The sequence below is a fragment of the Natronogracilivirga saccharolytica genome (assembly GCF_017921895.1).
In the GTDB taxonomy this organism is placed as follows: domain Bacteria; phylum Bacteroidota; class Rhodothermia; order Balneolales; family Natronogracilivirgulaceae; genus Natronogracilivirga; species Natronogracilivirga saccharolytica.
In genome coordinates, this window is the sequence record NZ_JAFIDN010000016.1 from 33,102 (window position 1) to 47,853 (window position 14,752).

12 protein-coding genes are annotated in these 14,752 nt (G+C 44.4%); 8 read left to right on the forward strand and 4 right to left on the reverse strand.

Annotation, left to right across the window (positions count from 1 at the left end; all coding sequences use genetic code 11):
• Window position 1: 1 nt before the first annotated feature.
• From NATSA_RS14515 to NATSA_RS14530, 4 genes are all read right to left on the reverse strand, one after another.
• The gene (locus tag NATSA_RS14515) at window positions 2–1,300 is read right to left on the reverse strand and encodes a diphosphate--fructose-6-phosphate 1-phosphotransferase (RefSeq protein WP_210513339.1); all 1,299 of its coding nucleotides are present in this window, start codon (window positions 1,298–1,300) and stop codon (window positions 2–4) included.
• A gap of 112 nt (window positions 1,301–1,412) precedes the next feature.
• Window positions 1,413–2,825 carry an NADP-dependent phosphogluconate dehydrogenase gene (gene gndA / locus NATSA_RS14520; protein ID WP_210513340.1) on the reverse strand — a complete coding sequence of 471 codons (1,413 nt, stop codon included), beginning with the start codon at window positions 2,823–2,825 and terminating at the stop codon, window positions 1,413–1,415.
• Between the two features lie 86 nt (window positions 2,826–2,911).
• Window positions 2,912–4,156, reverse strand: a complete 1,245-nt coding sequence (locus tag NATSA_RS14525) for a lactate racemase domain-containing protein (RefSeq protein WP_210513341.1) — start codon at window positions 4,154–4,156, stop codon at window positions 2,912–2,914.
• Window positions 4,157–4,239: 83 nt separating this feature from the next.
• Window positions 4,240–5,109 carry an HAD family hydrolase gene (locus NATSA_RS14530; RefSeq protein ID WP_210513342.1) on the reverse strand — a complete coding sequence of 290 codons (870 nt, stop codon included), beginning with the start codon at window positions 5,107–5,109 and terminating at the stop codon, window positions 4,240–4,242.
• Between the two features lie 442 nt (window positions 5,110–5,551).
• On the opposite strand from NATSA_RS14530, the gene NATSA_RS14535 reads away from it, so the two are divergent.
• The 8 genes from NATSA_RS14535 (at window position 5,552) to NATSA_RS14570 (ending at window position 14,525) form a co-directional block, all read left to right on the forward strand.
• A complete protein-coding gene (locus NATSA_RS14535; protein ID WP_210513343.1) occupies window positions 5,552–6,511 on the forward strand; it encodes a TRAP transporter substrate-binding protein in 960 nt (319 codons plus the stop codon).
• A 40-nt stretch (window positions 6,512–6,551) separates the two neighbouring features.
• Window positions 6,552–7,022 (forward strand): TRAP transporter small permease, encoded by a 471-nt coding sequence (locus tag NATSA_RS14540; RefSeq protein ID WP_272491788.1) that lies wholly within the window; start codon window positions 6,552–6,554, stop codon window positions 7,020–7,022.
• A gap of 12 nt (window positions 7,023–7,034) precedes the next feature.
• The gene (locus tag NATSA_RS14545) at window positions 7,035–8,333 is read left to right on the forward strand and encodes a TRAP transporter large permease (protein ID WP_210513345.1); all 1,299 of its coding nucleotides are present in this window, start codon (window positions 7,035–7,037) and stop codon (window positions 8,331–8,333) included.
• A gap of 43 nt (window positions 8,334–8,376) precedes the next feature.
• Entirely contained in the window at window positions 8,377–9,903 is a 1,527-nt protein-coding gene (locus NATSA_RS14550) for a tagaturonate epimerase family protein (protein ID WP_210513346.1), read from the forward strand.
• Between the two features lie 140 nt (window positions 9,904–10,043).
• Window positions 10,044–10,868, forward strand: a complete 825-nt coding sequence (locus NATSA_RS14555) for an SDR family oxidoreductase (protein ID WP_210513347.1) — start codon at window positions 10,044–10,046, stop codon at window positions 10,866–10,868.
• 47 nt (window positions 10,869–10,915) lie between these two features.
• Window positions 10,916–11,563 carry a bifunctional 4-hydroxy-2-oxoglutarate aldolase/2-dehydro-3-deoxy-phosphogluconate aldolase gene (locus NATSA_RS14560; RefSeq protein ID WP_210513348.1) on the forward strand — a complete coding sequence of 216 codons (648 nt, stop codon included), beginning with the start codon at window positions 10,916–10,918 and terminating at the stop codon, window positions 11,561–11,563.
• A 3-nt stretch (window positions 11,564–11,566) separates the two neighbouring features.
• Window positions 11,567–12,997: a glucuronate isomerase gene (uxaC, locus tag NATSA_RS14565; RefSeq protein WP_210513349.1), complete on the forward strand. Its 1,431-nt coding sequence runs from the start codon at window positions 11,567–11,569 to the stop codon at window positions 12,995–12,997.
• Between the two features lie 487 nt (window positions 12,998–13,484).
• Window positions 13,485–14,525 (forward strand): LacI family DNA-binding transcriptional regulator, encoded by a 1,041-nt coding sequence (locus NATSA_RS14570; RefSeq protein WP_210513350.1) that lies wholly within the window; start codon window positions 13,485–13,487, stop codon window positions 14,523–14,525.
• The last annotated feature ends 227 nt before the right edge of the window (window positions 14,526–14,752 follow it).

Below are 14,752 nucleotides of genomic sequence, written 5' to 3' on the forward strand. Positions count from 1 at the left end.
TTTAGATTTTTGTCGTTTTATACTCCTGAGGGATATATTCCCGGCATTTCTTTTCCGCGAATATTGGCTTGATTCTTGCAAATCGCTGTACTCCATTCACAAGAGGAATGCTTACCCAGTCTTCCCCGATCAATGGTTGCGCATACCGGATGAAGTCATCGGTAACATCACATCGGTTCTCCGTAATCCAGTTCCGCGGGAACTCTCGCTCCGAGTTGGCCACTTTTTCAAGCGGTACCTTGTCATAATAAACTGAATAAAGATCACCGGGTTTACGAAGTATGGTAGCCATGTATCCCGATCCGTCTTCTTTTGCAATCATTACGGCCTTTCGACCAACGCGCCAGGCTTCTTCAAGGTCAGTCACCGAAGCATAAATCATATTATGGCGCTGATCGGTGCCGGGAACATTCTGCCGGGCTGCACCACGTGCCTTGATTCCATTTTCATTCAGATGATTTACCAGTTTTTGTCCGACGGTAATTTTACTTGCAGAAAATTGTGTATGTCCGAATGAGTCCTGTGTTTCACCAATATCGCCCAATGGAAAACCCTCGCTGATGGCCACGATTGACCGGCCATATTTAGCTACATTATCATTAACAGCATCAGTGAGTTCTTCCACAGTCATATCCGATTCTTTCATGAATATCTGCAGCGGCATTTCGCGATTGGGATCAGCCAGGCGGGCTGCAGCCGGTATATAGCCGATTTTGCGCCCCATCATCTGAATGACCAGAACAGGATCAGCAGGTGACGATCCGGCATTTTCTTCGTTTGCATTCTGGATGTTCAGAGCCCAATACCGTGCTACACTTCCGTATCCGGGTGTGTGATCAATTAGCTGGAACTCCGAGTCGCCGACATCGTTGTCAATGGTTTTCGGAACACCTGTTCCAATAAGGTCCAGTCCTCTCTCCCCGGCAATCTTTGCCACCTTGTTGGCGGTATCCATAGAGTCGTTTCCACCGATATAGAAAAAATAACCGATATTATGAGCTTTCAGAACTTCAATGACACGGTCAAAATCTTCTTCCTGATGCGGTTTAAGTTTATATCTGCACGTTCCGATAGAACCGGCTGCCGGAGTTGTTCGCAGAAGCCGGATTTCTTCATCGGATTGTGCGGACATGTCAATCAATTCTTCCTTTAATAAGCCCTCAATTCCATGGCGCCCTGCATAGATGGTGCCGAAAGTATCAGGGTATTGCTTGCAGGTTTCAACAATGGCACGCAGTGAATTGTTAATAACCGCCGTTGGGCCGCCTGATTGGGCGACAAGTACATTTTTGGCTTTCATAAGTTTTTATTTTTGCACCGGGCATTCTGTACAGTATGCCCGGCAGTGTGAAAAAAATATATTTAAACAGTTTTCAAACCGGTTTTGCTGCTCATTAAAACCTGCCGGGGTACTATATATTCAGCCATTCGGTATGGAATACCCCTTCTTTGTCAAGGCGTTTGTATGTATGAGCACCGAAATAATCACGTTGCGCCTGCAGTAAGTTGGCCCCCAAGCGCTCATGCCGGTAGGAGTCGTAATAGCTCAGAGCCGAACTGAATGCAGGGATTGGTATGCCCAACCGTGAAGCGGCAGCAACAACATCCCTCCAGGCATCCTGCGATTTATCTATAGAATCCTTGAAGTAGGGGTGGAGGAGCAGGTTTTCGAGGTTCGGATTTTCAGTATACGCATCCTTGATATGCTGGAGAAAATGGGCTCGTATGATACAGCCGCCCCTCCATATCATGGCAATTCCGCCGAAATCAAGATTCCAGTTGTATTCATCGCTGGCATCCTGCATGAGTCCGAATCCCTGGGCGTAGGAGCATATTTTGGAAGCGTACAGAGCATCGCGTATGGCGTTTTTAAAAGTTTCGCGGTCGCCGTCGAATGACGCATCCGGACCGGTGAGTATCCTCGATGCCTTGACTCTTTGTTCTTTTAGTGAGGATATGATCCGGGCGAATACGGCTTCCGCAATTGTGGGTACCGAAGTTCCCAGGTCAAGTGCTGCCTGAACGGTCAACTTGCCGGTACCTTTTTGTCCGGCTGTATCGAGAATTACATCCACCATAGGCTTGCCGGTATCGGGATCAGTTTTACTCAGGATATCGGCCGTTATTTCGATAAGATAGGAATCCAGGTCTCCGGAGTTCCATTCCGAAAAGGTCTCATGGAGTTCCTGTGCATTCATTCCCAGAACATGTTTCAGCAGCATATAAGCTTCGGTAATAAGCTGCATGTCACCGTATTCGATACCGTTGTGTACCATTTTGACAAAGTGTCCGGCACCGCCTTCACCAATATGGGTAGAGCAGGGATCTCCATCTACCTGAGCAGAGATACGTGTAAAAATAGGTTCAACAAGCTTGTAAGCCTCCTTTTTCCCACCGGGCATAATCGACGGGCCCTTGAGAGCACCTTCTTCGCCGCCGCTTACACCGGTTCCGATATACAGCAGCCCCTTTTTTTCAAGCTCTTTTGAACGTCGTTCAGTATCACGATAATCGGAATTTCCTCCGTCAATGATCAGATCACCTTTGTCGAGCAACGGCAGCAAGCTTTCAATGGTCTTGTCCACCGGTGCGCCGGCTTTGACCATAAGCATGACTTTTCTCGGTCTTTCCAGTGCATTAATAAATTCCTCAAGCGAGTAGGCCGGGTAGATATTTTTATCTTTGCCCCGGTTTTCGGCAAATTTTCTGGTTTTTTCTTCCGTACGATTGTAAACAGCAACGGAGAATCCCTTTGATTCCATATTGAGGACAAGATTCTCACCCATTACTGCAAGACCGATCAAACCAATATTGAATTTTTCCATAATACTTCCTCAGATTTTAAAAATGATAACAGTTGTTTGTTTAATATTTAATACTTGTGAACCTGTTGGCTGATATGTATTGACAGTTATGAATCGCTTTTCAGCCGATACAGGATTTCCCCTGCTTTTTCCACAAGCAGAATGCCCTCATCTTCCCGGTTTTTCCATTGATCAATATCGATGGTATCGGGATCCATGTAGCCAAGGTTGATCTGATCACATCGCTCCTTGCTGATGCCGGTCGCCAGAACGACCTCAACATTGGGCGTTTCAACACCGTTTTCGAATGTACCGCTTCCTTTGACATGGGTGGAATGTGCAAGAATGCCGCGTGGGATATGCTGGAACCGGTCCATCTGCTTCATGAAATAGTCGCGGACATGATATCCGATTTCATCAATTAATTTTCCATGTGTGTAAGATACCTCGGTAATATGAGGAGCGTATATGATAAGACGTCCGCCTTTGGCAATTACGGGCTCGAGTTTGTACATGCATTTGCCGGCAGTCCAGACGTCCTGATACATGGGCGGAGCCATAGAAAGAACATCCTTGAAGGGTTTGCCGACATACCGGATGTGCTCGTGTGACGACAGTTCGGCCGCTTTTTTGTAGGCATTCTCCGGAGTTCCCATGAAGATGCCTTTGATTCCCCGTCCCTTGATAACCATGCTGAAACATGTTCTGGGAAGATCGATCATGGCTGCTGCCTTGTCGACCACCGCCCGCACCGGTGTGTAACTCGTTCCGATGATATTGCGATTGGTAATAACAGCTCCGAGCCAGTGAAAGAAATTCAGGATTTTGGCACCGGATATCCCGGGGAAAAAGTATTTATTACCACCGGAGAATCCGACTACTTCGTGCGGAAATGTCGGTGCCAGCATCAGAACATGATCATAATCAAAAATCAATTTGTTTATTTCAACGGGCACATCTTCTCCAAACAATCCGCCGGAGATTTCTTCGATTTCTGATTTTTTGATCGTACCCAGTTGTACCAGTTGATCGGGATCATCCCAGCGGTGATTATGAACCTTGTAGTGGGGCACACCGTTTTGACCCCGCCCGAGCATTTTGTTGATCGCCTCCTCGGACATAGGCTGATGAGTGCCCAGGGCGATAAGATACTCAAGGGTATTTACCCGTTGTCCGAGCTGCTCGTGCAGTAGTCGGTAAAGCGTGTCAAGCGGAGCGGTTCGCGTGCTGTCGGGTATGACGACCAAGACATTTTTGTTATCCAGAGGCAAGTCTGCAAGTGCCCTGGTAAAAAATTCATCGAGTTGGTCTTCGGTCAGGTTATCTTCAGTACTGATCTTTTCTAATACCATAGTCACACAGATTTAACGTATTGCATTTCTCAGAACATTATTGGCTTTGCAGTTTTCAGCTTACCGGCTGCATGCCAAGCTGCCTACCGTTTCCACGGCGGAGTATCAGGCAAAATGTCCAGAAACTCCTGGATAAGGTTCTCTTCATAAGATCCTGCATACTCACCCCGGATAAACCGGTCAGATGCTTCATCATAAAAACGCTGCCACGAGGCATCCTCATTCCCTGGCATAATGGGATAGAATAGTGCATTATTGGCTTTTGCCGCATTCATATCACCGGGTGCATCCCCGATCATGAGTATGTGTTCCGGTTTATATTTGCCGGTAGCCGCTAGTTGCAAATGCTGTTTTTTAGGCCCCATTTCCTGTCCGGCTATAAGGCGAACCTGATTGTCGATCTCATTTTCACTCCATTCTTTTTCCAAAGCATCGGTGGGAGTTGCCGAGACGACCATCATATCTGCGGTACCATTCATTTTTTCAAGACTTTCACGAACATACGGGAATGGCGGCATTCCGTATACCATGTCATCGACGGTTTGGTTGACCGCATTGCTCCATTCCAGTGCTGTTTTAAGCTCGTCGTTTGTTCCGACTTCCTCTATGTATTCTTTAAAAGAAGAATTGCTCAGAGGCCGACCTGAATCGATGAATTTTCGTAATTCCGGAACCTCTGGTATGGAACGTCCCCTTTTTTTTACTTCATCCCATTCACGCAACAGGTCAAAACTCATCACAAGGGCGGGAAACCGGTTTATTCCTCTCCATTTGGAGTATAGATTGACAAATTCGGCTGCATCCCTTGCATATTTTGATACTGCCTGAAGATTCCAGTGTTTTATAATATTGGGAATAAAACACTCTTTATGCTTTATTTCCATGGTGTCGAAAACACATCCGTCGGAATCGATACCAATAAAAAATTCATGTTGTATTTTCAGTTTTTTCAATACCTCTGTCGGTTTGTCTGAACTCATTTTATTGAAGATTAAACGGTTAAGTAAAATACTATATGGTTCTTATGTTTAGAGCAAAATTGTTTCATTTAATTAGCTTGGTGTAGGAAATTGTGTATTAAACAGAAAACGCTTAATAGGAATCGTAGGGTAGTGAGATCTGAAAAAAAAGTCAATTCTTACCTTGTCTTGCATTGAAATTTAAAATTATCACAAAAAAAAATACGGTGTGAACTTATGTCAGCCATTCTGCAGTGATGACAGTGTAGGGCAAGTATCAAAAAAAATGCAACAGTACTTGATATAGATTTGACGATTTCATATTGTAAATATATTAATTAAACGGTTAAGAAACCAGCTAATGTCTGTTATTAATTTTTCAAGCATGGTTATAAGTGGAATAAAATCAAAGGCTGTATGCTTTACAGTATTATTTTTGACTTTTGCATCTTGCGGACCCATTGATGACACAGTGGTACTGCGTTTGGGGCATGGTCTTGATTCATCTCATCCGGTTCATAAAGGTATGGAGCGCATGGCCGAGTTGGTTTATGAAAAATCCGACGGAGAGATGCGAATTGATATTTATCCAAACGAACAGCTGGGAACAGAGCGGGAAACTCTGGAGCTGCTGCAAATCGGAAGCGTGGATATCACCAAGGTTTCGGCTGCGGTGATGGAAGGTTTCACCAGGAAATTTTCGATTTTCAGCGTTCCTTTCATGTTTGTCAATGAAGAGCATATGCATGAGATGCTTGACGGCCCTATTGGGAAGCGGGTTCTGGATGCTGCAGAGCCTTATCGGCTCGTCGGATTATGCTATTATGATGCTGGCAGTCGAAGTTTTTACACCACTGACCGGCCTGTCCGTAAGCCGGAAGATCTCGAGGGATTGAGTATCAGGGTACAGGAGAGTGTCTCTGCCATCCGAATGGTGAATATTCTGGGAGGATCCGCAACTCCAATATCATGGGGTGAGCTGTACACTGCTCTGCAGCAGGGGGTGGTGGATGGTGCCGAAAATAATCCCCCCAGCTTTTATCTCTCCAGACATTACGAAGTGTCAAAATATTATACTCTGAATGAACATACGGCAGTTCCGGACGTACTGCTTATTTCCTCCAACACCTGGGAAAACATACTCAGTGAAGAGCAAAGGGAAATAGTTCAGGAAGCTGCACTTGAGTCGGTGCCTTATCAGCGTGAGGAGTGGGAAAAAGCCACTGAAGAAGCACTTGAAGCTGTGGAAAAAGCCGGTGTCGAAATAATCTATCCCGACCGGGAGCCATTCATGGAAGCCTCAGAGCCGTTTTATGAAAGGATGCGAGCGGAGCAGCCGGAACTTTATGAACTTTTTACAGAAATACAGGAGCTTGGCCGTGAATTTACTGATTAAAACTCTCGATTACTTTCTTTCCCGACTGTCGATCACATTAATGACCGTCCTTGTGCTAACAGTACTGTTACAGGTATTCATGCGCTATATCATTGGAAGTCCGGTAACATTTACCGAAGAACTTTCTCGTTTTCTTCTGATCTGGCTTGGATTAATGGCGGCGAGTTATGCCTACAGACAGAGGTCACACCTTGCGCTGGATTTATTGATTCTTAAAATGAGAGGTCGTCAAAAAGTAGTGCTGAACGTTATAATTCATGCACTTATAGGACTTTTCTCCATTTCGGTTCTTGTAATAGGTGGCATTCAGCTTGTATATGTGACCTATGCTCTTGAACAGTATTCTTCAGCACTGGGTATTTCTATGGGCATTGTATACATTGCAGTTCCACTAAGTGGTGTCGCTATTACCATATATGCCGTTGATTTTATTTTGCAGGAGCTGGGATTGAGGGAAAGTGATATGGTAACGGAAACCGCAACAAGCGAAGAAGATTTACATACGGGGTAACTGGAGATTTTTATGGATATTATCGGAATTTTGGTTTTGGTCATTACTTTTGCACTGTTGCTGGCTATCGGTGTTCCTGTGGCATTCAGCATCGGAATTGCCACAATTCTGACGTTGCTTGTCAGCGTAGATTTTATTCCTGCCGTTACCACAGTAGCCCAGCGACTGGGTACCGGGCTTGACAGTTTTACTCTTCTTGCCATTCCTTTTTTTATTTTTGCCGGTCAAATTATGAACCGGGGAGGTATAGCCGAACGGCTGATCGATTTTGCCAAAGCGCTGGTGGGTATGTTGCCGGGTGGACTTGCTTATGTTAATACTCTTGCTGCCATGCTTTTCGGAGCGATATCCGGATCGGCCGTTGCTGCCGCCTCTGCAGTTGGTTCATTTATGACACCCCAAATGGAAAAACAGGGGTACGAGCGTGGCTACAGTGCATCGGTTAACATTACATCAGCAACCACGGGTCTGCTAATTCCGCCCAGCAACATTCTTATCGTCTACTCCCTGGCCAGCGGCGGTGTCTCCATTGCGGCTCTGTTTCTGGCCGGCTATTTGCCAGGTGCATTTACCGGGCTTATGATTATGTTTGTGGCCGGCTATTTTGCCTATCTGCGAAAATATCCCACATCTGAGCGTCTCCCGCTAAAAGAGGTGGTCATAAAGTTCGGACGCGCCATTCCAAGTTTGTTGATGATTGTAATTGTGATAGGTGGAATCATAGCCGGGATTTTTACCGCTACCGAAGCATCAGCCATTGCCGTGCTCTATGCTTTCGTACTTGCGTTTTTAATCAACAGGGAACTGAAACTATCTGAATTGAAGCATGTTGTTCTTGCCAGTTGCAATACTACGGCCATTGTTGCCTTGCTTATCGGAACATCACTTGGTATGTCATGGGTCATGTCCTATGAAAATATTCCCCAAATGGTTACATCGGGCTTGCTGACCCTTAGTGACAATCCGTTCCTGATTTTGGTTATTATCAATGTAACCTTGCTGGCCGTAGGAGTTTTTATGGATATGACACCAGCTGTACTGATTTTTACCCCGATTTTTCTGCCTGTTGTCATGGAGTTGGGCATGGACCCCGTCCATTTTGGAATTATGATGATTTTAAACCTGAGTGTCGGACTTTGCACTCCACCGGTAGGTACCGTTTTGTTTGTGGGATGTGCGGTGGCCAAACTTTCAATAACCCAGTTGATAAAGCCCTTATTGCCATTTTACGCCGCAATGATTTTCTCGCTTATCGTAGTCATATGGTTTGAGGAACTCAGCTTGTTTCTCCCGCGATTACTCGGGTTTTAAAAATGATGTATAAAACTTCTAAGCTCCAGTTATTGTAATGTCGATGGTGGACAACACGAGCCTGTTCAGCGAAGTTTTTCAAAACCGCTTTCCGGATTTTGAAATCATCGCCTCTTCAGTTACTGAGCAAAACAACATATTTTTCGCATCGGCCATAAAAGGATCAGAAAAGAAATTGATCCTGGCTGCCGGCGAATCCTCCGGGATACCTTCCGGATTCCGTGGTTCAAAAGTTGATGATGAAGAGTGCTCTTATCTTGTATGCAATCAAAATCACGATAATGCCAGGGCAGTAAGATCTTTACTGTCATATACCAAACCGGTAATTCTGGGAAATGCCAATTCATTCGGCTTTGGGGATCGGCTGGGCAACGCAGGTCCGGCACATTTACGTGCTCTTGCAGACAGTGAACCGGTGTTCAAACCAGTTCTGGCACAACAGTCTATCCGGGAGCTCGATCGCACCGGGAGAAGTGCCCGGGAAGTCTTGGATGCCGCTACATGGGCGGTATTACAGGAGGGATACACTGCCGGATTCGGGGCGGATGCAGATCATCTGAAGACTCCGGAAGATATTGACCGTATGATAGGTGCCGGATTTACCATGTTCACCATAGATCCGAGTGATCACGTCAACAACCGAAGCCAGAGGATGAGCAAGCCGCAACTGCTTGATGCTTTCAAACAGTTGCCATGGTATGGCTTGAATGATAGTCCCAACCAGTTTCTTAAACGGTACATGGGGAAAACATTCCGCTTGGCTAATGAGTATGAACTTGAACTATCGGAAATTACCGTACTCAGAGCAGCAGTCAAATATGGCAATGTGCTGATGCATACACAGGAAATGTTCCGGTATCTTTCCGAATTCTATTCCGGGAATGATGTGGAGGTTGAACTTTCCGTCGATGAAACTACTCATCCAACAACGCCCGATGAACATTTAATCATCACCTCGGAGCTGCAGCGCATTGGTGTACATCTGGTAAGCCTTGCACCCCGGTTTTCCGGTGTTTTTGAAAAAGGAATTGATTTTCGTGGGGATCTGGATGTTTTTTGCAATGAGTATCTGCTGCATCAGGCAATTGCCGAAGAATATGGAGATTATAAACTGAGCATTCATACCGGAAGCGACAAGTTTCAGGTATATGAGTCTATCGGAGCGCTTGGAACAGGCAGGGTCCATATTAAAACTTCCGGAACAAGCTATCTTGAAGCACTCCGGGTGGTAGCTAATTCTGACGCCTCGTTATTCCGAGAAATCATGGGGTTATCTTTGCAGCGTTTTGAAACAGATCGAAAAACCTATCACATATCTGCTGATGCCGGTCACTTGCGAGATCCGCTTGAGTACCAGGATGATGATTTACCCAAACTGCTGGATGATGATAACGCACGGCAGGTTTTTCATGTTACTTTCGGATCGGTGTTGACTCATGTACCGCAAAATAATCCGGAACAGGGTTTTCGTAAACGTATCATGGAGGTGTTGCAATGCAATGAAAAGGTGTATGAAAAGTGTCTTTACAGACATTTTCGGCGGCATATTGCTCCGTTTGAAAAGAAATGACAACGAGTAACAGGTTGGAAGCTAACGTAAATAATATGCTTGCGTAAATAAAGCTTTAGTGCAGGTCATTCCGGCAGGCTGTCGGTTTGCTGGCCGGATTTTGATTTTTTAAAAAAACAATCGCAAATAATTGACAAAATATGAGTAAATCTGACTTATTTGATGTAAACGGCCAGGTCGCTGTTATCACCGGGGGAGCTGGTGTATTATGTGCTGAAATGGCATTGACACTGGGTCGGGCCGGTGCCAAGATAGCCTTGCTTGACATCGGCGAAGATGCCATGTCTGAAGTAAGCCATAATTTGGACAACGAAAGCATAGATAATATAGCCATCAAAACTGATGTGCTGGATAAATCCAGTATTGAAGAGGCTGCCCATAAAACGATAAGTCGTTTCGGGCGAGTTGATATCCTGATTAACGGAGCCGGAGGCAATAAACCCACTGCTACTACCAGTCCGGAGAAACCATTTTTTGATCTCCCGCAAGATGCTATCAAATGGGTTTTCGATCTGAACTTTCTGGGTACATTTATGCCTTGCCAGGTATTTGGTAAATATTTCGCTGAACAGCAAAGTGGAAATATCATCAACGTTTCATCGATGAACGCCTTTACTCCTTTGACCAAAATTCCTGCCTATTCCGCGGCTAAAGCAGCGGTCAGTAATTTTACACAATGGCTGGCAGTCCATATGTCACAAAATTATTCAACGGATATTCGTGTCAATGGCATAGCTCCCGGATTTCTGCTGACCGATCAAAACCGGTTTTTACTTACAAATAAAGACGACGGCAGTCTCACTGATCGTGGGCAAACCATTGTTGATCATACCCCGGCTGCCCGGTTTGGTAATCCGGAAGACTTGGTTTCAACTGTAGTGTGGCTTGTCGCTCCTTCGTCTCAATTTGTAAACGGCATTGTTGTCCCGGTCGATGGTGGTTTTTCTGCATTCAGCGGTGTTTGAATCATCACAGGGTGAAAAATTGTTAAAACAAAAGACGTTTCTTTAGAATGAATAGAAAGGAAGTAATAGAACAAATTGAGCAGGATAAACTGATTGCTGTGGTCAGGCTTGATGATCCGGCTGATTTGGATTCAACCGTAGATTCTTTGTTAAAAGGAGGCGTTCGCATTATTGAGGCAACCATGACTATTCCCAAGTTGCTGGATTATGTTCCGTCGCTTGTCAATCGGGTTGGTGGTGATATGGTTTTCGGAATCGGATCTGTGCTGAACGAGGACATGGCTCGAAGTGTGATAGAGTCCGGTGCTTCATTTGTTGTCAGTCCGATCATGCGAAAAGGTATTATAGAAGTTGCCCAGGATTATAACACGGCTGTATCGGTAGGGGCTTACACGCCAACGGAAATACAGACTGCATGGGAAGCCGGTAGCGATTTTGTCAAAGTTTTTCCGGCCGATACGCTGGGTCCGTCGTATATCAAAGGTGTACGTGCACCCATGCCGCATTTGAAGCTCTTGCCGACTGGTGGTGTAAATGTGGATAATGTTGACCAGTGGCTTGATGCCGGAGCAACGGCTCTTGGAGTAGGAAGTGCACTGGTGAATACCAAGGCGGTGCGAAACGGCCGGTTTGATGTGGTACGTGAAAATGCCCGAGCCTTTTCAAATGCAGTTAATAAATATATAGGAGGTTGAATTATGTCACCATTCATTCACGAAGATTTTCTGCTGCAAAGTGAACCTGCGAGGAAGCTGTACCATGACTATGCTTCGTCGCTTCCCATTGTAGATTATCATAACCATCTGGCACCAGATGAAATTCATCAGGACAAACGTTTTCGAAATCTGACAGAAATCTGGCTGAGGGGTGATCATTACAAATGGCGGGCCATGCGAACCGCCGGGGTGGATGAGCACTATATTACCGGGGAGGCTTCTTCTGATTTGGAAAAGTTTCTGGCCTGGGCCAAAACTGTCCCCCAAACGCTAAAAAATCCATTGTATCATTGGACGCACCTTGAGCTCAAACGATATTTTGATATTGACCTTCCCCTGAATGAACAAACAGCCGGGGAAATCTGGGAACAAACAGAGGCATTGTTGCAAAAGTCTGCTTTTTCCACCCGTTCGTTACTTAAAAAAATGAATGTGCATGTGGTATGTACCACAGATGATGCTGTTGATACTCTGGAACACCATAAAGCTTATGCAGCTGAAAGCGAAGGTGAATTCGTGATGTACCCCACATTTCGTCCGGATAAAGCGATGAAAGTCGAAGAACCCGAGAGTTTTCGGCAGTATATAAAAAAGCTTGAAGAGGTTTCGGGTATTCAGATTGATCATTACACTTCGTTTCTTGAAGCACTGCGTCGAAGACATGATTATTTCGACTCCTTAGGATGCCGCGCATCGGACCATGGAATTGAAGAGCCTTTTGCTGAAGAGTATCAAGAATCAGAACTCAATCGTATTTTTGGCTCGGTTATGTCCGGTAGCAGATTATCGGAAGATGATATCCGCAAGTTTAAATCGGCTTTGATGCATGAGTTTGCCTTGATGGATCATGAGAAAGGCTGGGCGTTTCAAATGCATATCGGAGCGATGAGAAACAACAATACTCGGGCTTATCAACAAGTGGGCCCAGATTCCGGCTTTGATTCGATTGGTGATTCTCAAATTGCCAAACCACTTGCCCTTTTTCTGGATCGATTGGAGGTTAATCGGCAGCTTCCAAAAACGGTTATTTACAATTTGAATCCTTCTGACAATGCAACATTAGCTACCATGATAGGAAACTTTATGGGTGATGGTATACCAGGAAAGATTCAACATGGGCCGGCTTGGTGGTTCCATGATCAGAAAGAAGGTATGGAAGATCATCTGCAGACCCTGGCAAACATGAGTTTGCTGAGTCGGTTCGTGGGTATGGTTACCGATTCACGCAGTATTCTGTCGCTTCCACGCCATGAGTATTACCGCCGGGTGCTCTGCAATATGTTGGGTAATGACATTGAACAGGGTATAATTCCGTCAGACTATGATATGATTGGCCAGTTGCTTGAACAAATATGTTACAGGAATGCTCTGGAATATTTTTCATATGTCGATTATCCAGGTCAGCAAAAATAATTACCGGGTTGATGATTACTATGGTTTTATCAAATCAAAAACTTCAGCTGATATACGTATTTCATTTTAAGCATGTTCACTCAGGTTTTCGTCCCTGTGGTCTGAGTGAATAAAAAATGCAAGAGAATCGGTGTTCGTTTCACACTCCACCAATCCCTTCACTGTATCTCTTGCAGTAATGCTTCAAAGCCTGATTTGCCGGAAAGGTAGACAGGCTTTTTTTGTTTACCGGTAACTAATATCTTATATTGTATAATACATAAGTATATGTCTTTTCGTAAATTTATATAAATAGTTTGGCATTGTTGGAGATATCAAGCTGAAACTTTGAGAGTTGATTTAATTCAATGCCAGCCATTGGTATAAATTTTTTTTTAACAAGATATGATTTATAATTATCTGTTGACATAAAATGAAATCCAAATTAGATAGCTTTGAAGAATAGTTTTCATTTCTATCATATTACAATTGAATAAAACAAAAAAAGATGAAAAAAAAGACAACGCTTAATGATATTGCAAAAACCCTGAAACTGACCAAAGTAAGTATCTCAAAAGCGTTGAGAGACCATCCTGATATTTCGGAGCAGACCAGGATTAAAGTGAAGCAACTTGCTCAGGAGATGGGATATAGGCCCAACCTTATTGCCCGATCTTTGACTTCGTCTAAAAGTAAAACAATCGGAGTGGTTGTCCCAAAAATCGCTCACAATTTCTTTGCACACGTTGTTGGTGGTATTCAGAAAATTGCTGACAAATATGATTATGAGATTTTGTTGACGGTTTCCGATGAAAATGAGGAACTGGAAAAACAACACATTGAGTCGTTGGTTGCAATGCAGGTTGATGGTCTGCTTGTTTCAGTATCCATGGAAACCAAGAATACGGAAATCTATCAGTGGATTCGTGAAATGCAGATCCCTCTGGTATTCTTCGACCGCTACATTCCGGATCTTGGATTTAACAGTGTTATAATCAACGACAAAGAAGCTGCGCGCAACGGTGTAGAGGAGATGATCATGCGCGGTTCAAAAAAAATTGCACATTTAGCTGGTTATGAACATATCTCAATAGGTAAAGAACGAAGGCTGGGTTATAAGGATGCACTTGAAAAACAAGGTATTGAATACGATCCGTCTCTGGTTGTTGAAGGTGGGTTCGGTGAGAACAGTGGTTATCATGGATTCAAGGAGCTTGCATCACGAGGAGTGGAATTTGACAGCATATTTGCCGTTACCTTTCCGGTAGGCTTAGGGTCTTATATAGCAATGAGAGAAGTAGATGCCAACATGATAGACAACATTGCCATGCTGGCTTTTGGTGACAGTGGAGTCAGAGGAATTCTCCCTTATCCGCGGTATTATGTTGATCAACCGGGTATGGATATCGGCAAAAAGGCGACGGAGTTATTGTTAAAGGAGATTAACGGAGTTGTTGAACCTGAAAACAAGTTGGTTTATATGGATACGCAATTTGTTGAAACCGGGAAAAATTTTCCTGTTTCTGAAAAGAATCTGTTAATGACATAAGAGGAATGACTAATTGAATATCTATCCAGAGATTACGGACAGACTGAGATGAAATTTTTATGACTGGACCGGTGCCCGGTACACAAGTACATGATTAAATACTCAACTTTCGGAGTTCATACTAATCCCTTCCTGTTCATTAGGAAAGGCTTGTAACCATGGATGAGTCTGGTAAAACCTGCCTACCAGCTCAATAACCTGCACTAACAAATACCCTTGGCCTTGAC